Source organism: Patescibacteria group bacterium, from assembly GCA_041645165.1.
In the GTDB taxonomy this organism is placed as follows: domain Bacteria; phylum Patescibacteriota; class Patescibacteriia; order 2-02-FULL-49-11; family 2-02-FULL-49-11; genus 2-02-FULL-49-11.
Genome location: JBAZQN010000002.1, coordinates 1 through 25146 on the forward strand (window position 1 = coordinate 1; position 25146 = coordinate 25146).

At 49.1% G+C, this 25146-nt stretch carries 15 protein-coding genes, 1 tRNA gene and 2 rRNA genes; 5 read left to right on the forward strand and 13 right to left on the reverse strand.

The genetic code is table 11. The annotated features are described in order from the left end of the window. Window positions 1–123: 123 nt before the first annotated feature. Together WC659_00830 and WC659_00835 are read right to left on the reverse strand one after the other, a co-directional pair. Window positions 124–936 (reverse strand): hypothetical protein, encoded by an 813-nt coding sequence (locus WC659_00830; protein ID MFA4872467.1) that lies wholly within the window; start codon window positions 934–936, stop codon window positions 124–126. A gap of 93 nt (window positions 937–1029) precedes the next feature. Next, on the reverse strand, window positions 1030–1770 hold the full coding sequence (locus WC659_00835; GenBank protein ID MFA4872468.1) for a helix-turn-helix domain-containing protein: 741 nt from the start codon (window positions 1768–1770) through the stop codon (window positions 1030–1032). Between the two features lie 201 nt (window positions 1771–1971). Between WC659_00835 and WC659_00840 the strand changes: the two genes are divergently transcribed. After that, window positions 1972–2598: a class I SAM-dependent methyltransferase gene (locus tag WC659_00840; GenBank protein ID MFA4872469.1), complete on the forward strand. Its 627-nt coding sequence runs from the start codon at window positions 1972–1974 to the stop codon at window positions 2596–2598. A 10-nt stretch (window positions 2599–2608) separates the two neighbouring features. Continuing rightward, complete coding sequence (locus tag WC659_00845; protein MFA4872470.1) at window positions 2609–3874, forward strand: hypothetical protein; 1266 nt, start codon at window positions 2609–2611, stop codon at window positions 3872–3874. Window positions 3875–3953: 79 nt separating this feature from the next. On the opposite strand, the gene WC659_00850 is transcribed toward WC659_00845, so the two are convergent. The 11 genes from WC659_00850 to WC659_00900 all read right to left on the reverse strand — a co-directional run bounded on the left by WC659_00850 (window position 3954) and on the right by WC659_00900 (window position 18866). Then, window positions 3954–4121, reverse strand: coding sequence for a hypothetical protein (locus tag WC659_00850; protein MFA4872471.1), 168 nt, complete (start codon window positions 4119–4121; stop codon window positions 3954–3956). Window positions 4122–4147: 26 nt separating this feature from the next. Beyond that, on the reverse strand, window positions 4148–5590 hold the full coding sequence (locus tag WC659_00855) for a S8 family serine peptidase (GenBank protein MFA4872472.1): 1443 nt from the start codon (window positions 5588–5590) through the stop codon (window positions 4148–4150). Window positions 5591–5799: 209 nt separating this feature from the next. Further along, a 5S ribosomal RNA gene (gene rrf, locus WC659_00860) occupies window positions 5800–5918 on the reverse strand. A gap of 73 nt (window positions 5919–5991) precedes the next feature. Next, window positions 5992–11433, reverse strand: a 23S ribosomal RNA gene (locus WC659_00865). 527 nt (window positions 11434–11960) lie between these two features. Next, window positions 11961–13724 (reverse strand): fibronectin type III domain-containing protein, encoded by a 1764-nt coding sequence (locus WC659_00870; GenBank protein ID MFA4872473.1) that lies wholly within the window; start codon window positions 13722–13724, stop codon window positions 11961–11963. 27 nt (window positions 13725–13751) lie between these two features. After that, a complete protein-coding gene (locus tag WC659_00875) occupies window positions 13752–15434 on the reverse strand; it encodes a hypothetical protein (protein MFA4872474.1) in 1683 nt (560 codons plus the stop codon). Between the two features lie 287 nt (window positions 15435–15721). Continuing rightward, window positions 15722–15937 (reverse strand): hypothetical protein, encoded by a 216-nt coding sequence (locus WC659_00880; protein MFA4872475.1) that lies wholly within the window; start codon window positions 15935–15937, stop codon window positions 15722–15724. A gap of 117 nt (window positions 15938–16054) precedes the next feature. Beyond that, window positions 16055–17338, reverse strand: a complete 1284-nt coding sequence (locus WC659_00885) for a glycosyltransferase family 2 protein (protein ID MFA4872476.1) — start codon at window positions 17336–17338, stop codon at window positions 16055–16057. Window positions 17339–17624: 286 nt separating this feature from the next. Then, entirely contained in the window at window positions 17625–18134 is a 510-nt protein-coding gene (locus tag WC659_00890; GenBank protein ID MFA4872477.1) for a metallophosphoesterase, read from the reverse strand. 60 nt (window positions 18135–18194) lie between these two features. After that, the gene (locus WC659_00895; GenBank protein MFA4872478.1) at window positions 18195–18749 is read right to left on the reverse strand and encodes a methyltransferase domain-containing protein; all 555 of its coding nucleotides are present in this window, start codon (window positions 18747–18749) and stop codon (window positions 18195–18197) included. Window positions 18750–18779: 30 nt separating this feature from the next. Next, window positions 18780–18866: transfer RNA gene (locus tag WC659_00900), tRNA-Leu, on the reverse strand. A 235-nt stretch (window positions 18867–19101) separates the two neighbouring features. Here WC659_00900 and WC659_00905 point away from each other — a divergent pair. The 3 genes from WC659_00905 (at window position 19102) to WC659_00915 (ending at window position 25146) form a co-directional block, all read left to right on the forward strand. Further along, window positions 19102–21462, forward strand: coding sequence for a lamin tail domain-containing protein (locus WC659_00905; protein MFA4872479.1), 2361 nt, complete (start codon window positions 19102–19104; stop codon window positions 21460–21462). A 4-nt stretch (window positions 21463–21466) separates the two neighbouring features. Further along, window positions 21467–22672, forward strand: coding sequence for a hypothetical protein (locus WC659_00910; protein MFA4872480.1), 1206 nt, complete (start codon window positions 21467–21469; stop codon window positions 22670–22672). Window positions 22673–22755: 83 nt separating this feature from the next. Further along, complete coding sequence (locus WC659_00915; GenBank protein ID MFA4872481.1) at window positions 22756–25146, forward strand: hypothetical protein; 2391 nt, start codon at window positions 22756–22758, stop codon at window positions 25144–25146.

Here is a 25146-nt window from a genome sequence, read left to right on the forward strand (position 1 = left end):
AGGAGATGAAAAAAGCAAAGGCCGCCTTATTTGAGAAATTGAGAAAAAACTTTTAACGCGCTATTGAAAATCACAGTCCCTGGTGACTATTGATTTGGGGCTCATTCCTTGACTGGAAAATACTCATTTAGGTCGCACAGGAACGTTTGCCCACCGCGAGCGGAACATAAAAAACACGGTGAGCGAGAGCGGCACCATGAATAGCGAGTAAGGAAATGTCGCCCCTGCGAGTATGGGAATGATAATACGGATGAGAAAACGAGGGATGGGAAGCAAGGCGGCGAGAAAATATGCAGGCGCCCTGCCGAGATAATGGCGCGCCGCGCTCACCATGAGGTACCCCAAAAAGAAATCACCGATACCGAGCATATATTCACCAACCGTGACAAGACCATTATACGCGAACGACTCATCGCTAAAGAGTGACGGCAGAGTGACAATAGAGATATTATAGGTGTCGATGAGTGCAAACACTACCAAAATAATAAAAAAGAGAGGAAGCGACAATGAGAACCGGCGGAATACTATTGGTCCAACCCACAAGATTGAAACCGCCATAAATATATTCTGCAGTAATGAATAGGGGAATATAAGTGTCACTATAAGCAGTATAAACGCTATTAAAATTCCCAGGATGAATCGAGGTAATAACGGGCGTAAACGAACTACAAGTACTATGAACAGAGCAGCGGAGAAGGTGAAGAAAATAATATAGAAAAGCTGGAGGAGATAGGGCGAAGCGCGATGGAGGATGAGAAACGAAATAATAAGAGCTATGGCAGCAGTGACCGTCGCAACAAAGCCAACGACCCTTTGCGAAACTGTCACTACCCTGCCTCGTTGGAGAAATGAGAGGTCAAGGTGTGAATACAGCCATACTTCGGCTGCGAGACAAACGCTGAAAAATAAAGAGAGAAGGAATGAATCAATAATCATGGTGAATACGGTTATCTCTTCGCCATCGTCTTGCTTAAAATTATCTATATCTTCTGTTACTTATGTAACATAAATAATCATTCAGATAATTCTTTATCCCTTCGCAATTGTTCTTGCCTGGAACCAGGAAAGCTCGTAAGCCTGGCGCATCGCGTCGGCAATCGGCCCGCTCTCAATGATCAGGCCCATCGCATCGAGATACGACATGAAAGCGACTTTATTATTGTAGATGTTGATTTCAATTTGCGGATTATACATGTCAGTGGGGAGCATCACGGTCTCACTCAATTCATCCTTGTCCCGCGACCGATGGAACATCCAGCGCGGGCTCTTGGGCGCGATCCTGCGCGCGCGTATGTTATGGTGCACGCGCTGCCGCAGATACTCATTGGGAAAGCCGGGTAAAAATTTAAAAATATTATCGGTATTGTATTCTAAAATCACTTGCGGCTTATCGGCTATAGTATCTTCATAGATCTGGCGAATGCCCTCCTCGCCCTCAAAAAATACCACCTTCGGCTTCACCTGGCTCTTGTTATACACGGCTTCCAATGAGGGGATCGCTCCCAAGAGTTCTTTATGATATTCGGCAAATCTTTCGGAGAGCTGTTTGGGTGCGAGTGCGATGTACCGCATTTTATTTCTCTCACTGGTGGTGTGCACAAATCCCTTACGCATGAGGTCTGAGAGCACCGAATACGCAGTGGTTCTCTTTATCTTCGCCTTTTTGGCAATATCCTGCGCCGATGATACCCCCGCCTCCAAAGAGGCAAGGTAGACCTTCGCCTCATTCTCGCTAAAGCCCATATTTTTCAATATATTTTCGATGTGCATAAGATAGGTACTACCTTGATAAAAATGACGACTTTTTCGTCGTCAATGACAATATAAATTGTACGCGCATGCTCATATGCTGTCAATAACTATATAAAACTATAGTATTGCATATGTTAATAATACGTGAATGTAAGCCAAATTATTGACATTATAATCGACAAATTTATAAATTTTTCGAGAAAGCGATAGAGTTACTTTATGAATACCGCGCCATTATCCACCCCTCAATTATTTTGGGAACAGCGAGCACAAGAAGGAAAAATTTATGGAGATGAACCAAGCTTTGGCTCCCGACAAGCACTCCATTATTTAAAGAAGGGCGATGAAGTGCTCGAGGTTGGGGGAGCTTACGGACGCAATAGTATTTACTTCACACAACACGGCATGCGTGTGACCAATATTGACTTGAGCAAAACCTGGATCCGCATGGCCGATAAAAACAAGGATAGTTTGCCGTTAATCAATAAATGTCAGGATATACGCACTGCGAAATTTAAAAAAACATTCGACGTCATCTTCAGCAACTTCGTACTCCACTTCTTTAATGATACGGAAGTGTTATTCGTTATGAAAAAATTGTACAAAGCACTCAAAGTTGGCGGACTGTTGATAAACTCATGGCTTAGCAGTAATGACATCTATGCTCACACGCGTTATAAAAATGGTCTGTACATACATTGCTATACCAAGGAAGAGTTGGATCGACTTCATGCGGAGCATGATTTCGAAATCATCAATATGTTTGAGACTATCGAACTAGAAAGAATAAATACCAACGACCGAAAAACATTCCTCTGGTTTACGGTCGCAAAGAAAGTCCATTAACATTTAAAATTTGGAGGTACTGATGCAAAAAACATGTGAACTAACTCAAACTTTCGGCGGAGCACGTCTGCTGGCTCCCCACAGGCTACCGGATGATCTCCTCATCCGGGTCGCGACTAACAATGTCGCTCGCGATCTCGCGCGAGATTCGAGCAAGTACAATCCTGTATGGGGATTCGTGGAGCGCGTGAGACAAAAAACCAACCTCACTATCGGTGGGTCAAATAAGGAACTGGATCGCCAACTATATGATCTGCTCGTTACCAATCCTGCGCCCTCCAACGGAGTGCTTCATACAATCTGTCTCATGACTTCTGGTAAGTGTAATTTATTCTGTGAGCAATGCTACACGGATCAAACCGCTCACCAAGGAGCCTGGCGGATTTATGAATCTGCAATCCGCGAAGCAAAGTCTTATGGTGCTCAAACCGTGTATATCGCCGGTGAAGGGGAACCGTTCCTCGATGATCACATCGGTAACATAATTCGGCTCGCCACAGAATTGGGGATGGATGTACTCATGTTCTCCAACGGACTTCAATTCTGTCATGAGACGGTGGGGTATCGCCGAATGAGGGCGAGAATTATGGAACGAGATGGAGAAGTAAGTGCACAAGAGTTCGTCCGGTGGCTGGCACAATACCCCGTGCATCTGTATCTCAAGATGCACTCGGCAAACCGGACCATTAACTCCCGTCTATGCGGTCTGATCGGGAGAAAATTCGACTACACATACGAAGTGGCCGAGTTCAATGGCCACCAGATGGATGTGCCAACCCCACTTCTGCGCCTGCCAGAATGGAAATTTCCCATTGAGCGATTGGGGTTTGATGCGATGGTGGTAAAGGAGAATGCGGATGAACTGTTAAATGTCGTCTGTCCATGGTCGCAATCCATGGGTTTAGCGTTGTATTGCGAACCTTTCATCCCATCCGGCCGCATTCTTGGTGATCCTTCCCCCACGCCAGAACAACTTAATGCCCTGCGGCAATCCGGATACCTTGTTCGACAAGATTGCACGTTGAATAAGTTAATTGGGAAAGTTGTGATTTGGAGTCGGGGCTTCGTGTCGCCAATCTTAGCTTTCACTTGGCAACAGCTAGCCGAGCGTCCTGCCCTCCTCTATGATCCCGAGCGGGGATTCATGGAACAACGTGATTATCATTCCTTGTTCCAAATCCTGCGCTACCAGGCGGGTTGCCCTTGCGCAATGGGCAACCAGAATTTGGAGCGTATGCTGGATGAATACGCTCCACGACAAAAAAGTGAAGCATAAAGCTTCACTCAAATACTACGAAAGACCTTGGTATTTCCTATCAAGGCTTTTCTGTTAAAACTAAAACATTAGGACTCCATCAGCAACTGCAATTATCTGATGCTTCGTCGCAGCCGGAACATTTGGGCTGGCAGTACGAACCGCCGCAAGAATGGTGGGAATCGTGCTCATCAGCCTCCGCGCCGCACATGGAACACTTCCACCCCTCTGCGGACACCCCGCAGGTAGTGCAGGTAAGGTCGTCCATAAAACAGTGAGTAAGAAATAATTTAATTAATGTGCCTTAAACGGCAAAGACAATTCCTCAAATGCGCCCATCTGCGACCGTAACCCATTGAACCAATTCCACCACCATGGCTGCGAACTAGGCGGAGAGGAAGGAGGCTCGCTTGGCGCGCTCGAAGCACCGGTTTGTACCTGCAATGCTTTTGCCACATCTATCAAACCCGATCCGTAATAGGCATCTTTGCCCTTGCTTCCCAAATCCTGCGCAGTTGATTCGAGCCGTGAACGCACCTCACTTGGGTTAATCACTCCTTTACTCATGAGGAGTGCCGCCGCGCCCGCGACATGCGGGGTTGCCATTGAGGTGCCTTGATAGAAATAATAACCAAACTGTGTGGAATTTCCTTGCGCGAAAGTTTGCTGGAGTACACCATCGCCATATCCATCCTTATTCTGATCAACATTAAGATCCCCGCCCGGCGCCACTAGATCAACAAATGATCCATAATTGGAATATCGCGCACGCTGTTTATCATACCGCACCGCGCCCACTGCAATCACATATTCATTATAGGCAGCAGGATACATATTGCGCTTCTTGCCGTCATTCCCCGCAGCTGCCACGATAGTTGCGCCCTTGCCGTACGCATAAGCGACGGCATTTTTCACTGTGTTGGATGTTGCCGTGGTACCGAGAGAAAGGTTTATAACCTTTGCGCCGTGATCTGCCGCCCAACGGATGCCGTCCGCCACATCCGCAAGCGTACCTGATCCGTTTGCGCCCAGCACTTTCACCGGCATGAGGCTTGCTTTAAAGGCGATCCCTGTTGTACCTATCATATTATTTGTCGTCTGCGCAATGGTGCCCGCCACATGCGTGCCGTGTCCCTCATCGTCATTGGGATGCGCGTCATCATTCATAAAATCATACCCTGCCACAAAGGTAGTACCCGCAAAATCGGGAGCCTGCTTAAATACTGTTCCTTTCACCGGATCAATATAATCCTCATACGCAATACCTGTATCTACTACCGCGACTACCACTCCTTCACCCTGTGCCATGTCCCAGGCCTGCTCCATCTTAATTTGTGGCATGTGCCATTGATATGAATAATATTGGTCGTTGGGAACCATGAGCGCATAGACCAATGCGTTAGGCTCCACATACTCGACGTCCGGCATCCTCTCAAGCAATTGTGCAAAGCGCTCGGCATTAAATCCTAGGGGCATTTCCACTCTTCGCATATCTCTGGCGGTATGGAGAGGGCGCTCTTTCAGAGCCCCTAACCTTGAACGCAAATCCTCAATGGCGCGCTCGCCGCTTCCCTCGTCTTTGAATTTCACAATGAATTCCTTCCCATCCCATCCATCCGCTTTAAGGAGTGTCCTGTGTTCAAATAGATCAACTGCTGCCTCGTCTGAAGCATAGCCAGACGAAGTGATTATAAGGACACATAATAGCGCCATTGTCAAAAATACATATTTTCTCATAGATTCCTCCCTTTTTGCCCGCCCTGGTTATCCCAAGGCCAGACTTAAAATACTGCGCTTTATGATTATAGCAATATAAAAAGCCCTGTTAAAGGGGTTGAGGAAACAACTGCTCACTTATACTAGAAGCAAAGGCATATCAAAGAAATAAAAGCACGCAAATTGCTTTGCGTGCGTGTAACGGATATGAAAATTATTCGTTCCAGGAACCTCGGCACCGGCCTACTTTCCCAGGACCGGGTTGGGTCCAAGTATCATCGGCGCTGATGCGTTTCACGGCTCTGTTCGGGATGGGAAGAGGTGGTTCCACATCGCTCGAGGCACCGAGATCTCTGAAACGAATAATCGGTAATAACCAAACGCTTCATGCATTTCACTGAAGTATCGCCTGTCCACTCTTTGGGAATCCGTCGTTCGACCGAATAGTACCGCTCGGCTTCACTCCTTACGGAGCTTCCACCTACGGCCTATACACCCGCTCATCTCGCGGAGGTCTGAATAATGAGTGTTAATCTTGGGGTGGGCTTCACGCTTAGATGCTTTCAGCGTTTATCCCGACTGAACGTCGCTACCCAGCGATGCCCTTGGTAGAACAGCTGGTACACAAGAGGTTCATCCTTCCCGGTCCTCTCGTACTAGGGAAGAATCCCCGCAACACTCAAGCGCCCACGACAGATAGGAGACCGAACTGTCTCCATGATGTTCCACTATTACTAGTGGCATAGACTATATCTTCATCCCAGTCCACTGACTGGGAGTCGGCGTATGATCAGAATATTGTTTATAGAATAGAAAATATGACTTCTGATCTCATCCGTTCCCTCTCGGTACTTGGAATCAGTCGTTACGGGGTCCAATTTACATTGAACTTCCCTCGGTATAGCCCCATCTACGTTCGGTCAAAATATAATAAATGGGATTCCACCGATATTAGCCGAATTTTACTACTACTTTATAGTAGTAGGTCGCAATAAATTTACGACGTTCTGAACCCAGCTCGCGTACCGCTTTAATTGGCGAACAGCCAAACCCTTGGGAGCTTCTGCACCCCCAGGATGCGATGAGCCGACATCGCTGTCGGATTCCATGATTTCTCATGGGGTAGACTATATCTTCATCTCGCCCCGGATCGTAGTCCACATAACGTGAACATAATCTCGGTGTACGTTGGCGAGCGTCGGCGTGTGATCCGACATAAGTCAGATCTCCCCTTTCGGGTCAGTCGTTACGGGGTCACCTGCCTAAGTTTTGCCATGCAAAATTTTGGCGGGGACTTCCCACGGTGTTGCCGGGTGATATAGGTTCAGGATACCACTTACGGGTTCACCGTTATAAGCCGAATTTTTGGTACAGGATCACTCTTGTAGCACCCCGATGTATTGAGGTGCCAAACCGGGTCGTCGATATGGGCTCTCGGACCCGATCAGCCTGTTATCCCCGGAGTAGCTTTTATCCGTTGATCTTCCGCGCTCCTATGAGCGACGGTCGGTTCACTATGTACTGCTTTCGCAACTGCGCGGGATGTACCCCTTGCAGTAAAGCTGGCATGTGGCATTGCCCTATCTTCCGGGTTTCCATTCCGGAATAGCCAACCTTAGTTAACGCCTCCGTTACCATTTAGGCAATTATGTTAACTTAATCTTATACTCCATCGATGGATGGATATGGGACCTGATAATATTGACAAACATTTCGATATCAGACGAAGGAATATAGAGTTGCGTACCCTCTCTCTGTTTTCTCAATGTGGTATTGACATGGAACTTCCTGCGCAACATGTCTTGAAGCCTTAGTAAGCTCGCCATGTCAAAACAATGAGTATTGATAATCCTTGCGCGATGAAACTTTGATTTCAAAGATCCGTCGTCCATAAACCAAACCGCCAGTGACAGAGGAGTAACAAGTTTTGCGATCATCTTTGGCACGATCTTTTTACGATCTGCGTAAAATTGCTGCCCATAAAACCGCAACGCGCCGCTGCTGATGGTCGAAAACCAACACTTTTCATGTACCTTTCCCGCCACTGTTTGCAGCTTTGACTGTGGTGGAGTGAGCACCATATTGCTCAACTGCTGATATAACCAATCCACATACTCTTTTTGGCGTATGGAATGCTCTACTTTGCATCGAAACGTTCTGCCATTGTTTTGAGTCTCCAGGTGTCCGTCGCCTAATAACAGACCAACAATAATTTCTCTTTGCCGGTCCGTCAAACGCACAGACTCTGAAAGACTCTTGATGATTTTGTTATTCATAGATTAAGTGTCTCTTAACATGAAAGAGACTCTGCGCGTCGCCGCGCAGTTCAGACTATATCATCATCCCAAAAAATCTTAGGATGCCGAGCGTGTAGTCGTTGAGGTTTAAATTGATAATTGAAATTGGTTTTTACATTAAATTATCAATCTTCTTACCTGCTGATTGTCCGCAGACAAACATTTTTACTAATCATCATTAGTAGTTTGCCATACTCGGATATCCCAGCATATAGCTCGATATTGCGCCCGGCATTGCTGCCGAGCCGCCCCTGAAGATCCCTCTCCAATAATAACATCGGAGTGTAACGGAATGTGGATCTTCGTTAAGGCAACCGCCCCAGTTAAACTACCCACCAGCTACTGTCCTCACATTCCGGATTCACGGAACGAAGTGAGATCTAAAAAAGAACCAGGGTGGTATCTCACTGGCGGTCCGACTTGCGTCGGACCTCCCACCTATGCTGAACAGGTTGATCTTTAGCTCAATAGCAAGTTGTAGTAAAGCTTCACGGGGTCTTTTCGTCTAGCCGTGGGTAGGAGGCATCTTCACCTCCCCTGCAATTTCGCCGAGTCCCTCGTTAAGACAGTCCTCAAATCGTTATGCCATTCGTGCACGTCGGAACTCACCCGACAAGGAATTTCGCTTATCCTGTTACCCTCCAAAGATGGAGGAGTAGGTCATTTCTGCCTACTTCTCACGGTCGCCCGTTGAGATCGGACTATATCTTCCCTGAACCCTGCGTGGTTCATGGGTCTAGCGTATAGTCTCTGAGGATTACCACTACTACTCACCACTTTCCTTAACATCGAAAACATGCTTTTTGACCCAATCTTCACGAATACGTTTCTTTGCTTCCTCATCCTCAGCCGCTTGCAGATCATTTGAAAGCTCTTCTAAAAGCTTCCCTGGATGTTCAGTGCGGGTTATAACTACATCAAATTCCATTTCATCGTATTCGTCGGCAAGCAATTCTCGCGCTTGAGCACGCCAACTCTCTCTCTCCAAATTATCCATTTCTTCTATGTTCATAGTGTGGTCCTTTCCTGCTGGTTGTCTGCACTTGAAACATTATGACTTAAGTACGACCTTTTCTTAATTGTACTCAAGTAGCCCAAGATACTCCAGATATTCCAGCATATAGCTAGATTTTACTAAGGCAACAAAATTCACCTTAGGACGATTTGTTGATGTTAACTCATAGTTTCCTATGAGACCGGACTATATCATCATCAGTACGTCTCAATGATACTGAAGTCTAGCGTATAGTCTCTGAGGATTCTCCATTCGAGGAGCCTTTCCTGCTGATTGCCCAATCCGACAATTTTTCAAACCATTCAGCATATCCTTTCGGATTACTGTTGAGGTATTGTCGGCTCTTAGGGTGTTCCAGCATATAGCTAGATTTATTGAGATAACTACAATCGTCACTCATAGTTATCGCCGGCGTTCATCAGCGCTTCGGTTCAAAGCTACGTTACGCCTTGCGGCGTAATTTCACCTCTCCCCTTAACGTTCTGACACTGGCCAGGCATCAGCCCCTATACGTCGCCTTGCGGCTTGAAGCAGGGACTTGTGTTTTTGGTAAACAGTCGCTTGAGGTCATTCACTGCGCCCCCGATAAATCGGGGGAGGCCTTATTCCAAAGTTACGGCCACTGAATTGCCGAGTTCCTAAACGAGGGTTCTCTCGTCCACCTTGAGCACGCTTATGCTCGCCCACCTGTGTCGGTTTGCGGTACGGACCTGCCTATACTTAACGCATGGTACCTTTTCCCGGCACCTTATTACGGAAGTTCACGCTGCCCGAAGGCTTTGTTTCCAGTCATCCCGATAAATCGGGACAACAACCTACATAACCAAAGCAGGATCCCACACTAAGATGCGTCAGTACAATACAAATATAGACAGGGGGCTGGAATATTAACCAGCTTTTCCATCGGCTACGCCTGTCGGCCTCGCCTTAGGCCCGCCTCACCCCCGACCGATCATCGTTGTCGGGGAACCCTTAGGCTTGCGGTGGGAAGGATTCTCACCTTCCTTCCTGCTACTTATGCCAACATTCTCACTCCCGTACGCTCCACCAGCCCTCACGGGTCTGACTTTACGGCATACGGGACGCTCCTCTACCACGCTGCCAGTGCAAAGCACTGACAGGTCTGCACATTCGGTACCAAGCTTAGCCCCGGTACATTTTCGGTGCATAGCGACTTGACTAGTGAGCTGTTACGCTATCTTGAAAGGATGGCTGCTTCTAAGCCAACCTCCTAGTTGTCGAAGTCACTACACTCCCTTTTACACTTAGCTTGGATTTAGGGACCTTATATCGCAGTCGTGGGCTCTTCCCCTTGTGACCAATGGAGCTTCGCCCCCATAGTCTGACTCCCCCTATCATGCCGGCCGGTATTCGGAGTTTGGTTGGCTCGACTAGGCTTGCGCCATGCCGAGCCATTCAGTAGCTCTACCCCCGGACGGTTTATAGAGAGGCTAGCCCTTAAGCTATTTCGAGGAGAACCAGCTATTCCCGAGTTCGATTGGAATTTCACCCCTAGTCACAGATCATCCCCCAGTTTTGCACGGCTGGTGGGTTCGGGCCTCCCCCCGTATTTCTACGTGGTTCACCCTGTCCATGACTAGATCACCCGGCTTCGGGTCTTGTCTACGGTGCCATAACGGCTGTTGAAGCCTCGCTTTCACTATGCCTTCTCCCGATTGATCGGGATTCGACAAGCAGCGCAGACAAACTCGTTGGCTCATTCTTCAATAGGCACGCCATAACCCACCTAAATTTCCTTACGGAAATTTCGGCGGGCGTTGACTCCTTGTAAGCACATGGTTTCAGATACTATTTCATCGCCCTCCCGGGCTGCTTTTCACCATTCCCTCACGGTACTTGTTCACTATCGATTACGGAGCGTATTTAGCCTTAGGCCATAGTCGGCCCTGGTTCCGCCGGGATTTCACGGGTCCCGACGTACTTAAGAACAATTCTAAGGAGCACAAAACCCCTTTCGCGTACGGGGCTCTCACCCACTCTGGCTCCCGTATTCCACGGGATTCCACTAGGGAAGTCTTGTAGATAGGCTCCTCCCGGATTTACAAGCTCCGGTATAGATTTGTCTTACAACCCTGTGTAAGCATAAGGCCTTGTAAGCCGTCCACACTCTTCATCCCTTACTCCTTGCGGAGCAAGAGAATTATAGCATGGGAACCTCTACAGTTTAGGCTGTTCCCTTTTCGCTCGCCGCTACTAAGGGAATCACTATAGACGCTAGTTCACGCTAATGCCGACGCGAGTTTACGCAAATTGCGTTAACTAGCGTACATGTCGCGTAAACTAGCATCTACGTATATTTTTTTCTTTTCCTCCGGTTACTGAGATGTTTCACTTCACCGGGTGCGCTTCCTTGCCCTATATATTCAGACAAGGATCTCCGACGTTATGAGCGCCGGAGGGGTTCCCCCATTCGGAGATCCCCGGATCAAAGGTTGCTTGCCACCTCCCCGAGGCTTATCGCAGGCTGCTACGTCCTTCATCGCCGCTCGCGTATCGAGGCATCCACCATGTGCCCTTCTCATGACGGATTCCCAAAGAGTATTCAGGTATGCTCTTTGGGAATATTTTGAATTGACGAGAGATACTTCATTTCTCTTTTTGCGAAATGCAATTTTAAATTGACGCTTGTTTATTACCTCTCAATTGTCAATGAACGCGCACGCCATCTTCTACAGTATTCTTCTCCCAGGCAGTGCGTCTTCTTATAAGAAATGGCACACCGCCTTGCAGAAGAATAAGATCAATTATGTATTTGTTTAAAAAATAAAAAGTATTAAAAAACCGCTTTGTCTCAAAGCGGTCGCACACATAACCTCACACGAGCCTTTAGCCGCTTGAGACGTTAACTATTACCTGATATGCATTCATAAAAATCTTCACTTATCAATAAAATTAGGCTAACATTAGTGCCTATTTATTAATTATAGCGTGGAAAACTGAAATTGAATAGCTCAAATCATGTTTAGTATAACCTTGAATTGCTTCCCTGTCAACAAATACCCCGCCTTGGTAGGCGGGGTATTGCTTAATATTAATAATGCCGTTCGCAACGGTCCCTTTAAGGACCTGCTACTTTCATCACTCCTATCTCCGCACTGGCAACCGCAGTGCTATTTTCATACACTACCGATGATGGCGCCGTCACGATAAATTCAGTCCGCAGGTTATTTTGAGTGAATGAGGAAGAAGAGAGCGCTCTCTTTTTGCCGCCCTCGACGTAATAGTAGGTGGTAGGCGCGCTTGTATATTTGATCACCGTACCTGCCGGATACTGCGTCGCGGTGAGCTTATTGGCTACTGCATTTGTTGACTGATAATTGATGAAGAAGGGGTCAGCAACATCCACAATCTTCTTCGCCCATGCAGCGCCGTACAACGACATGGCAATCTCTTCCGTGGGGATCCAGCGCAACACACCCCCAGGCTCTACCGCATACGTTTTTGGATCAGTGGTGATTTTAATGAGGTACGTCCCCGGCCGCATTGTCACGTTTGCCTTGATGGGATACGATTGGAGTTCGTCCCGTGTAACTTCTTTCACCCCAGAAAAATCCGCATACCATGATTTAAAGGTTACCTCGTTGGGAAATACATATCGCTTCAGATCGCTGCCAAGATAATACACGCTTCGGCAAGAATCATTGACGGCCGCACCCGCGACGCAGGTAAGTTTTATTAAATCACCGGGATTCGCCACCGTCGTCTTGTCTCCTACGATAACAAAAAGGGTAAGATGGGTAACCTGTGCGGTAATGGTATTCGTGGCAGTATTCAAGGTGCCCGCTACTTCAACCCATTTCTTCGCAGTCGCATCCCAGTATTGCAGCTTGAGGCTTGATTCTTTGAGCCCTTTGACCATCTCCTCGGTGTATTGGAACGTGAGCGTGACCGGTTTGCTGAAAGTGGTTACCGCGCTGGTGCCCACCGTGACTGCGATCTCATACGCTTGCCCCCCTACGGCGCCTTGCGCACTCGTAAGGGACGAATAAGTGGCAGTGGGGGTAATACTGACGTCGGCAGTACCTGATACTGCGCCGCTGGGCAGTGTCACGCTTGCGGAGTTATCAGAGAGCGCTACCATTCCGCCGGTTGCTCCCGTAACTTGTTTTGTGGCTGCGGCGGCAAGCGCAGAGGGAGCGCCCTCATACTGCTGGGTATTGGTTGACTCGGTGCCGGTTTTGCTCACCGCAACGACTGTATAGTAATACGTCTTTCCTTTTGTTAATCCCGTATTAGTATATGAAGCACCAGTTTGCGCGTCCGGAAGAGCAGTACCTTTTTGCCCTTTTACTTCTGAACGGTAAATACGGATGAATGAAAATTCAGTATTGGTGGGCTTTGTCCACGATACCTTCAGTGACGTGCTGGTTTTAAGATCAGAAACGCTTATACTTGTGGGTGCGGCCTGTGTGGTGACGGTAGCTGCTCCACCACCACCACCTCCTCCTGAACCAGTAGATCCGGTACACATCACACTGGTTGAAGGCGTTAAAGTAACAGTGCCAACAGTAGATAAGGTAATCTGCGAAGTGGTTCCGCTGCTTACGCAAGTTGCGGCAGCACTGTCGGGGTTATCGACAAGATCTCTGCCATTCGCTGACTGCACTATCACTAACTGACCGCTTAAAAGCGTGAACTGGACATTGCCGGAATTCACGGTCATCGAATCGGCCGTGCCGCCTGAAATCACGGTAAGATTGATGCCAAGGTCAGGGATGTTGACGGTGGTATTCTCGCTGAAATTGAGCTCCTGTGCGGCGGCAGGATATCCGACCACAAGCGCCAGAAGCATTGTGATGATGCCAATAGTGAATCGTTTCATAGGTAAAGTACTATTAGCTTTAATACCTTATTTCAGGCACTGATCATTGGCGCTGCATACGAGAGAAGTGCCGTCGACGTAACAATACACCCATGCATCTGCGTCCACGTCGCGAAGCTTCAGACAAGCGGCAGTATCAGCGTCACCTATTTCAAGAGTAGAGGTCGCGGTACTATTCCCGTCGCCGACTGTGTAGTTGCCCGTAGAGGTCGCATTACCTGTCATCGTGGTGCCGCCCGTGGAGGTACTGTCTACCTTAAGCACGTCTACCCCTGACCCGTTCTCGACCTGAAATGCCGTGGTGGAAGAAACATTGAAGAGCGCGCCGTCGGTCGAGTAGATATCGCCAGTAAGGGTTGAGGAACCGGTCACGGTCACTCCTGCGGTCGCGGTATTCACTTTAAACACCGATACCCCTGATCCGTTCTGCACCTCAAGGGCGGTGGTGGAGGACACATTGAACAATGCGCCGTCAGTTGAGTAGATATCAGCGGCTAATGTGGTATTGCCTGTCACATACAACTTATCATCAATCTCCACATCATCCTGCACGTACAGATCACCGCCGGTGTAGCTAAGGAAGTTAGCCGTGCCGGCTGCGCCGATCCAATGATAGACGGTAGTGGTCGCATTGCCAGTCATCACCACACCGCCATTGGTGGTGTCAACTTTAAGTATATTCGTCCCTGAACCATTCTGGACCAAAAGTGCAGTAGTCGAGGCAACGTTAAACAAAGCGCCGTCGGTTGAGTAAATATCCGCTGCATGGGTAGAAACTCCGTCAACCGTGAGCGTGCCGTTCGCCTGAATATTGCCGTCAGTGGAAAGGGTAACCCCGGTACTGCCGTAACCTCCGCCAGCGGTGAATGCGCCTGATACACTCGAAATGGCGGGATAGAAAGTACCGTCAACTTCTAAATCACCCTGGATATACACGTCTCCGCTTGCTAAATCAACATTATCCGCAGTGCCCGCAGCCCCTACCCACAGCGCCACGGTGCTCGTCGCCTTTCCCGTAATTGTGACACCGGTATTCGTAGTATCAACTTTCAAGACATCCGTCCCAGAACCGTTTTCTACTTGGAAAGCAGTCGTGGATGCGACGTTGAAGAGCGCGCCGTCGGTGGAGTAAATATCGCCAGTAAGGGTTGAGGAACCGGTCACGGTCACTCCTGCGGTCGCGGTATTCACTTTAAACACCGATACCCCTGATCCGTTCTGCACCTCAAGGGCGGTGGTGGAGGACACATTGAAGAGCGCGCCGTCGGTGGAGTAGATATCCGCTGCATGAGTAGCAGCTCCTGTCACATACAATGCGCCGTCAATCTCCGCATCGTTTTGTACATAGAGTTCACCGCCGCTGTAGCCAAGATAATTCGCGGTGCCGCCGGAACCAATCCATTGATAGACCGTAGTAGTCGCTTGGCCGGTAATCACGACACCAGTATTCGTGGTATCAACTTTCAAAACATCCGTTCCAGAACCGTTTTCTACTTGGAACGCGGTCGTGGAGGCAACATTGAACAATGCGCCGTCAGTGGAGTAAATGTCGGCTGATAATGTCGTGGCGCCTGTAACAGCCATGGTTCCGGTAGTTGAGACATTGGTCCCAACAGTTGTTGCCGCGACTACTGCGAAAACCGCCGCGACAGATGCAATGGTCACGGTAGCAGCGGTACTTAATACGGTTCGGAGTCGAATATTTAACATAAGCCTTTCTTTAATAATAAAAAACGTGCCAAAGTGCACGCTCTTAATAATTCCCTTGTGAAGGGTTTAATAATAATGATTGAAGAGAGAATGTATTTCCCATTCGAGTGAGCATGCCCTCGAGAGGGATAGTAAAAATAAAAAACTTGTATAAAGTATACAATAAATTTTAGAAAATACAATACTGTGGATAACTCCTCAACCGTTATAATATAGCACTACACGCCCCCACACAGCAGATTACCCAACAAATGATCATCAATCAACGATAGATTATGATTACTACGTTAACCAAGAGGCACCCGCGGCCCCGATAAATAATTCGCGATAAAACGCACAATGCCACCTATACTCACGAACACGCTCACCATCATTATGAGCACCACCAATGCCATGATGGTTCGATAAGGGGTCCATTGCAGATATCCCATGATGCTCAATCCCACAGGCGCGAGCCAAAGTGTGGTGCCTATCACTTCTTTTTTCCCTAAGATATTAAACATACCAACCCTAAATCAAAATTCAAAATCCATAACTCAACCCTTCGACAAGCTCAGGGTGACAAATATATTGTCATGGTGAGTTGAGTCGAACCATGACTTTTAATTTTTTCATTTCAATCACTTCGTCCCCCACGTCGTGGTATATCCGAATAAACGGAACCACGAATCAAAATAGCCAAAGATCTTGTGTACTGCCCTTCCGGTTACTACAGCGCCAAGGCGTCCGCGGAATATCATATAGATAAAAAATATATAACTACCAAACAATACGAACGAGAGCACCATCGAATACAACAACTCTGGAATCAGTAATGTGCGCATCGCCACATCAAGCCAATCCTTCCCTTTATCCAGCAATAATGTAATAACGAGCTGGGTAATATAAAAAACCACACTCATACCGATCGAAGTTGTCCGTATGACGGTAATGAGTGTCGATTCGCCATTGCCGCTCTGATGCCACACGAGCGACACCAAAATCGCACTCAAGAGCGCTAAGGTAAGCATATGGGAAAGCACATCAGGCAAAACCGCGAGCATTTTCCGCCAATGGCTCTCTACGACCCTCAATCCCCCGTACTGCCAACGGACGCGCTGGCGCCATAATTGGCCAAAGGTAGAAGGAACCACCGTCCCTGCAATTGCAGCATCCGCAAGCGCCACATGATACCCGCGCGATTTCATCCTCACCGTCAGATCATAATCTTCCAAGAGCTGTGATTGATCATACCCTTTCACTTCATTAATTAAAACCGTGCTTCTTATAAGAGAGGCAAGCCCGTGCATTATCAGAGGCCCCAAGAGGAATCCTCGATCAGCAACGCGTGCGACATTGAATCCTACGTACTCTAACCCTTGAAGGCGGGTGAAAATATTCTCATGCCGATTGCACACGCGCGCCTGGGTGCACACCGCGCCCAAATATTCAGAAGCATGGAGCGCCTGTATGAGCGAAGAAATCGCATTAACCGCTAACATGACATCATCATCGAGCACTAAAATGTCATGCGGTGGTCCTGGAGGATACCGAAGAGCGGCAAGCCCGCGATTCACCGCGCCTGCCCTCTTACTATTAGTCTTAAGATGAAGAAGAGTGAAATCTGCGCTGCGGCCGAGCACTGCCGCGATGTGTGAGAGGCTCGCAAAAAAATCTTCCTCGCCAGGAGGTGTTGCATCATCAACTACCACCACCTGCCGCACGCAAGGGTGAGAAAGGAGCGTGCGCACAAGCGCCTTTAATTCCTGCGGTGGTTTATAGGTGGGGATCACCGCGCTCACGAATACAGAAGCGGCCGAAGACGCACCTACAGAACCCGGCAATGACTTAGGGATAAAAAGATTCACCGGGTACTGCTTCAATGCCACTAAAGGCGCCTTAAATGACGGATCGAGCATGGGCATGGGGACAAAAAAACGGGCTTTTCATTGCCCTCCTTGAACAAAAGAGAGGCAATTCAGATCCCGGGATTTACCTCTCTGCGCTAGGATATTTTAGCACAAAACCACGCGCGCTGCCATACAACCCATGGCAACTGCTCATTGATTTTAGTACCCACACCCATACCTCCCCCTGCCGTAGGGGGAGGACAATAACATCAAAGTTCTCCCCCTGAAAGGGGGAGAGGCACAAGAGGGGGTTGCAATCATGATGATATACCTTCAATGCACGCGCGCAATCCTGTGTTATTCAAATTAATGATATTTCCGCCTCGTGGGTATGGGTATTATAGATGGCAACGCTTGGCGGTGTCATGGCGCTGCCTGGCAATTCCGCAAGCGTCCCCGAATTAATAAACAGAACGCTACCATGCCGTTCGATTCTTGCGCGGTGATCATGTCCCGCGCACACGCAATCATACTCCCCGCACTTGATAAGCGCTTCGGTGATTGCCGGCTGGTCGCCATGATATGCGGCAATCCGTTTCCCCTCAAGCGTAAGCGAGAAAAAGTTCCCGAATTCATATTCGCTGAGTCCGTGCTTCTCTTTGTACTGCAGATGGAGAAAAATGTCACCCGTGTTATTGCCAAAAAGAAACTTTACAGGACAGCGCAGATCCTTATAGAGCTGCAAGGTGAATGGCGATACGATATCGCCGCAATGGATGACGAGACCGACCTTGCGCTCAACGAAAAGCGCGACCGCCTTCTGGATGCGCGCGGTTTGGTCATGGGTGTCCGAAAGAATGCCGATGATCATATGGCGTAAATATTATTTAGAATAAAAAAATCTTTACTGAATTTGATTTCACTCCTCATTTCACATACGGCACACGTACACGAACGCGGGCGGGAAATTGTACAATTCAAATTTTAACACTACCTTGCCAAATACCTTTTTCACCTGCCTAAAACTGCGCAGGGAGTATTGATATTGTATATAAACGCCCTTGCGATGTAAGTGTGTAATTATTTCGGATAATAAACCCTCGAGCGCGGCGCGGTGGAAATGCGCAAGAGGCAGACTTGAAATGATGTAATCTGCTTTCTTGAATCCGTATTTCTTTAAATAGCGCCCGATGCGTTCTGCGCGATCGCACACCACAAAGACACGGGGATCAGTGATCGTGTGTTTCAGGTGTGCTGCTAATTCTTTATTTAGTTCAAAGACAATGAGCGTGGCATGAGGAGGTAGCAGTTTAAGAATATGCGTGGTGATCGCTCCCGTACCGCCGCCAAATTCCACCACGCACTTTGCGCGCGGCAAATGCACTCCTTCGAGCATGGTGCGCGCAAGAAACTGCGAACTCGGCACAAACGCCCCTATTTGATTAAAATTTTTCAGGCTATTTTTTAAAAAAAGAAGATATCCCATAGCGATAGCGCAAATATACCCCCGTACAAGTGGTGGGCGAGGAGGGAGTTGAACCCTCAATCTCTTGCGAGAACAAGGTCCTAAGCCTTGTGCGTATGCCAGTTCCGCCACTCGCCCATTATTATCCAACGGAGTACATTCACCAACCTACCCCGCATTGTGCTCTGCTCTAATGCGGGAATTCTCCCGGGTTTTCCGGTCTCACTCCGCTCGACATAGGAAAACCCCTCTCCGCAGTCGCACGCAAAGCAGTTTGCGTGCTTTTTCTGCTTCGAGCCACTCCGGGCTCCCTCACCACTGTAACAAAATAGACCATATTGCTCAAACTGGCAAAGAAACCTACACTAAAATCATGCATATTAAGGCGTCTATACCCCTTGCGCTTATCGCACTCTTCCTCCTGCTCTCCCCTCTACATGCCGAGAACGGTCATGTAGTAATTAATGAAATCAAAGTAGGAGGGGAAAAAGCGACTGACGAATTCATTGAACTCTATAACCCCACAGACGCGGATGTGAACCTCACGGGGTGGCGGCTGTCGAAAAAAACTGCCTCCGGGTCGCTCTCAAACCTGCTTACTGAATTCCCTTCTCTCACCCTTACGGCGCATGGTGTGGTGGTGATTGCCCATAATGACTACGCGGGAGCAATACCCAAAAGCATAGCCTACTCGACACAATCTTCCCTCACGGCCGACAACACCCTCATCCTCTACTCTGATAATGGCCATACCATCATGGACCTCGTGGGTATGGGGAGCGCGAGCGAAAGTGAAGGCAATGCCGCGCCTACGCCTGACCCCGGCATGAGCATCGAACGCAAGGGAGGTGTGGATACCAATAACAATGCAGCCGATTTTATTATACTCACCACACCCACCCCTCACCAATCCTTCATAGAATCGCCTGAATCAAATAATGAGAGTCAAGGTTCTGGAAATAACGGGGGATCACACGAAACTACATCCACCCCACAAGGAACCGCCTCGTCAGGTATACTTGTCACCTTCAGCGAAGTATTGCCAAACCCTGTAGGCGATGACACCGCGAGTGAGTGGATTGAATTGGTAAACCTCACCAATCAAGAAATCAATCTTGCTGATTGGGCAGTAGAGGATGCATCGGGCAAACATTATACGATTAAACAAAGTAGTGTCATTTCTTCAACTACCATTGCGCCAAAAGGCTACTTTCTCTTGCCACGCAACGCCACCAACATATCACTGAATAATACAGGCACGGAAATTTTAAGACTCCTTAATCCCAACGAACAAACAATCGTTTCAATAAGCTATACCGGCCCTGCACAGGAAGGCTCCGCGTGGGCGCGCGATAGTGACGGCAATTATCAATGGTCCGCCACGCCCACCCCGTCGGCATCTAACGTGATCACACGGCCAGAACAACGACCCCCCCCACCCCCCCTTACTAAGGGGGGGACAGAGGAGGGGTCTCCGCAAAGTAGCACCACATCTCCCACTCCTTCCACAACCTTAACTGTTGTCATCAACGAACTCCTCCCTAACCCCATAGGCGATGATACAACTGGTGAATGGATTGAACTAAAAAATGAAGGAGACGATGAAGCTAGTCTTGCCGGATTCATACTCTCCGACGCGAGTGGCGCATCCTACACATTTACCACTCAATCTAGCCCAATCCCACCTCACGGGCTCCTGCTCCTGCCGCGCGCACAAACCAAGATCGTGCTTAACAACGACGATGATACCATTTCCCTCAGTTACCAAGGACAAATGATAGCACAAGCCCAATACGGCAAAAGCGAAGAGGGTATATCGTTTGCCCGCGACAACCAAGGAAATTATGCATGGACCACTGCGCCCACACCTGGAAAGCCCAATATATTTTCCCTTCCTGCTGAAACCGAAGAAGAGCCTGAAGAAGAGGAAAAACCATTCAATGCGCAAACCGCTGTGGTAGCATCGCAGGATGATGAAGATACACAAAACGCGGATGCGCCAAGCAAACCAACAGAGCCTTCAATGAAGGGCATACGAAAAGTCGCAATTAAGGATATACGAAGTCTTCCACGCAACACGAACGTTACTATTGAGGGGGTTGTTATCGTCCCGCCCGGTGTTTTCGGACGCACGAGCATGTACCTGAATGGCATACAAATCTATTCGGTGGCAGTGCAATTCCCGGATTGCGCCGCAGGCGACCTTGTGGAAGTGCGGGGGTATGTGAGCATGAGCGGCAACGAAACGAGAATCACCGTACCTAAAACCGGATGGGTTAAAAAAATTGGCACGGGGGAATCACCGGAGCCTCTTTTGCTCACTGCGGCCGCATTGAGCGACGAACAGGAAGGTAGCCTTGTGCAAGTGGAAGGGGAACTGATTGAGAAAAAAAGCACGACCCTCTGGCTCGATGATGATACGGGGGAGGTACGCATAGTGCTTAAAAATACCACGGGCCTCCGGCCTGAAGATTTCACGGCAGGCGAACGCTACACAATCAAGGGTATTCTCTCAGAAACAAGTGCAGGTTACCGGGTGCTGCCGCGCGGCAAGGATGACACGGCCTCCCTGGGTACAGTGCAAGGAGCCTCCACACAAAAAGAAATGTCCACTTCAGGCGCCCGAAACACACAACCTCTCTACTACGTAGTGACCGCACTCGCGCTCATTGCCATTGCGCTTGGCGTGGGGGTAAGAAAATGGCGGGAACATAAAGGTATATCAACCCCATAATATTATGATTTCTCCTTTGTCATCAAAGCGTTCCTGCCCGGACTGCGGCCCTGTCCCTATTCACCACGCCTCATCTTTTTTCGCCGCACTCGCAGCTATTACGCTGACCCCCCTCTCCCACTATTGCTCTCCACTCCGCACATTGCTCAACCGTCTCGCACAGAGCACTCTACTACAAACGTATACCGTGAAACTTTTCAAATGTTTCACGCGCTTGGGGCTCGGCACCATTCATCTTGAGCCTCACCCCGACCTTACCCATCGCGCACATCTGCTTTGGGCAGAAGCTATCCGGCGAGGAATACACATATGGGAATTCCGTCCCCTCACACATAGCATCGAGCTCTTCATCGCAGAGCGCCATGCACAACGTGTGATCTTCAACAGTCTTCCTCGCCCCCCGCTGAGGGTGAATAATTTACACTGGATCGATGATAAACTGATAGTAAAACAGGCGCTCGCACGTTCATCTATTCCCGCCCCGCGCGGATATGCCGTGAGCACGCTCCGTGGAGTTGCGCGCGCTTTTGAGAGGCTCATCCCGCCGTTGGTGGCGAAACCGCGCTTGGGCTCGCGCGGACGCCATGCGCATGTGCAGATCCATACTCGCGAGCAATTAATCCGGGCCTTCCTCTCCGCGCGTAAGCTCTGCCCGTGGGTAATGGTGGAAGAGGAGCTTGAGGGTGACGTGCATCGCGCGCTCCTTGTGGGAGGAAAATTAATTGCGGTCGCGCGCCGGAACTACCCACAGGTGGCGGGAGACGGCACACGCACCATCCGGCAACTCGTAGACATCGAGAACGCCCAGCCCTACCGGGATGGCACCGTCTTCCATCCCATCCCCACCGACGGCGCCACTACCAGATATCTGAATGCCTGCCGCAGGGATTGGAGCGATATGCCAGCGGCAGGAGAAACGGTAATCCTTGACCGTGGAGTCATACGCGAACGCGGCGGATTAACCCACGACGTCACGGACGAGGCGAATACTGAAAATGTAAGGCTATTTGAACGAATCGCGCGCATTATTGGCGACCCCCTCATAGGGATAGACTTCATTATCAAGGACATGACCCGCCCATGGTTCGCACAAAAACGTTCGGGGGTCATTGAATTGAACGCGCTGCCCTACATAGACCTCCATCACTATTGTCTCAGCGGCACTCCTCGCAACGCCGCCGCGGCAATATGGGATATGATCTTCCCATAATAAATTTTGCAAAAATAATCAAATTTTATAGATTTATTGCATTGCATATAAAATTATGCTAAATTTATAGCATAATTTTATTTATGAAATCTGACAAAAAAATTATTGTAGCGCTCCTCTGCGGAGGGCCGTCGCTTGAAAGGGGTATATCACTGAATTCCGCGCGGTCGGTGCTTGACCATCTCAAAGGAGGGGATATTGACATCCTCCCCATTTATTTTGATTATAAAAAGCGCCCCTACCGCATTTCCCAATCCCAGCTCTATTCCAACACGCCCTCTGATTTCGATTTCAAATTGAAATATACGGCTAAACCTCTGGACGACGGGGCATTCGCGAGGTTATTGCGTCGCGCGGACATAGTATTCCCGGTGATGCACGGGCCATTTGGCGAAGACGGCGGGATACAACGAATTTTGGAAAAAAATGATATTCCTTTTATCGGGTCGTCCGCTGACTCGTGCAAGCTCCTGTTCGACAAATATGACGCGAACGAATACATCCGCGCCCATGGATTCCATGCGCTCCCTTCGGTGGTACTAAAAATATACCACCACGACCACAAAAATATCATTGATGCATTTTTCAAGAAACACCATATCAGCCGCGCTATCGTCAAACCCGCAAGCGGGGGGTCAAGTATTGGGGTTTTCTCCGTACAGACCCCTGCACAAGCGCTCGATCGGGTCCGGCATCTTTTTTCTTGCCGCTTCGACACGCGAGTGGTAATCGAACCGTTCGCCATGGGGCGCGAATTCACCGTCATCATCCTCCAAAATCGCTTCGACATGCCAGTCGCGATAATCCCCACGGAAATAGAGGCTGATTATACCCACCATCAAATTTTTGATTTCAGGAAAAAATACCTACCCACACGCCAAGTCACCTATCATTGTCCGCCCCGCTTTTCGGATGAAACCATAGACCGCATCCAAGTGCAGGCAGAGCAGCTTTTCACCCTCTTTCATATGCGCGACTTTGCCCGCTTCGACGGTTGGGCGCTCAAGGATGGCAATATCTGGTTTTCGGATTTCAACCCAGTGAGCGGCATGGAGCAAAACAGTTTCCTTTTCCAGCAAGCAAGTCGCATCGGGCTTTCGCACCGCGGCGCATTGCGCGCGCTCGTCAGCCATGCGTGCCAACGGTACGAAATTCCCTTCCCCTCATCCGCTGACGATGAGAACACACACCGCGAGCGCCGCAAGCCGGTCCATATACTCTTTGGAGGAGAAACCTCCGAACGGCAAGTCTCTCTCATGAGCGGCACCAACGTGTGGCTGAAACTCAGGCGCTCTCACCGCTACTATCCTGTACCATTTATCCTTGATGAAAAACAAAGAGTGTGGAGGCTGCCCTATACGTATACCCTCAACCATACCGTGGAGGAGATAATTGACAATTGCGTACGGGCCGCACAAGACCATACGCGCCTTTCCCACTTTGAACGGCGTGCGCGCTTGCGTCTCGGGTTCCGTCCGCATGAGGCGGAAGAGTTGAGCTTTATCCCAAGGCCCGTACCGCTCAATGAATTTATTAAAAATACCCCTTTCGTCTTCATCGCGCTCCATGGCGGCTTTGGTGAAGATGGTACGCTCCAAGCTATGCTGGACAAGACCCATGTACCGTATAACGGTTCCGGTACGGGCGTTTCTTCGCTGTGTATGGACAAGTGGCGCACCGACCGCGCAATTGAAGCGCTCGCGCTCCCGGGGATCCACGCAATCGCTGAAAAACTTTTAGAATTAAATAATCTTCCAGTTACAAAACGCGAAGCGGTCTCATTTTGGAAAACCCTCACGAGAGAGCTGCGCACCCGCACTATGATTGTAAAGCCGCGCGCGGACGGCTGCTCTTCGGGTGTTGCACATCTTTTTGGCGCAGAAGATCTCATGCGCTATCTCAATGCCATCCGCGCAAAAACATCCTCCATCCCCGCCCATACGCTCAAGCTCCAAGATTCCATAATTGAAATGCCGCGACAGCCTGCAAAAGAGCTCTTGTTCCAATCTTTTATCGAGACCGATACCGTGCGGGTCGCCCGACAAGCCCTAAAATACCGGCGTGTGAGCGGATGGATAGAAGTGACGATCGGGCTTATGGAATACCGCGGCGCCTACCGCGTGTTCAATCCAAGCCTCACCGTCGCGGAAGGTGAAGTGCTCACGGTAGAAGAAAAATTCCAAGGAGGCACCGGCGTCAATATTACCCCCCCGCCGTCGTCCATAGTGAAACCAAGGGCTCTCACGCGCGCACAATATCATATCGCAAAACTCGCGCAGGCAATCAGTCTGAAAGGGTATGCCCGCATCGACGCATTCCTCCACGTTGATTCCGGCAACCTCCTTATCATTGAAGTGAACACGCTCCCCGCACTCACTCCCTCCACCGTCCTGTTCCACCAGGCGCTTGCAGAACGCCCTCCCCTCTCCCCTCGGGAGCTTATCGAAAAAATTATAGAAAATGCAGGATATTAA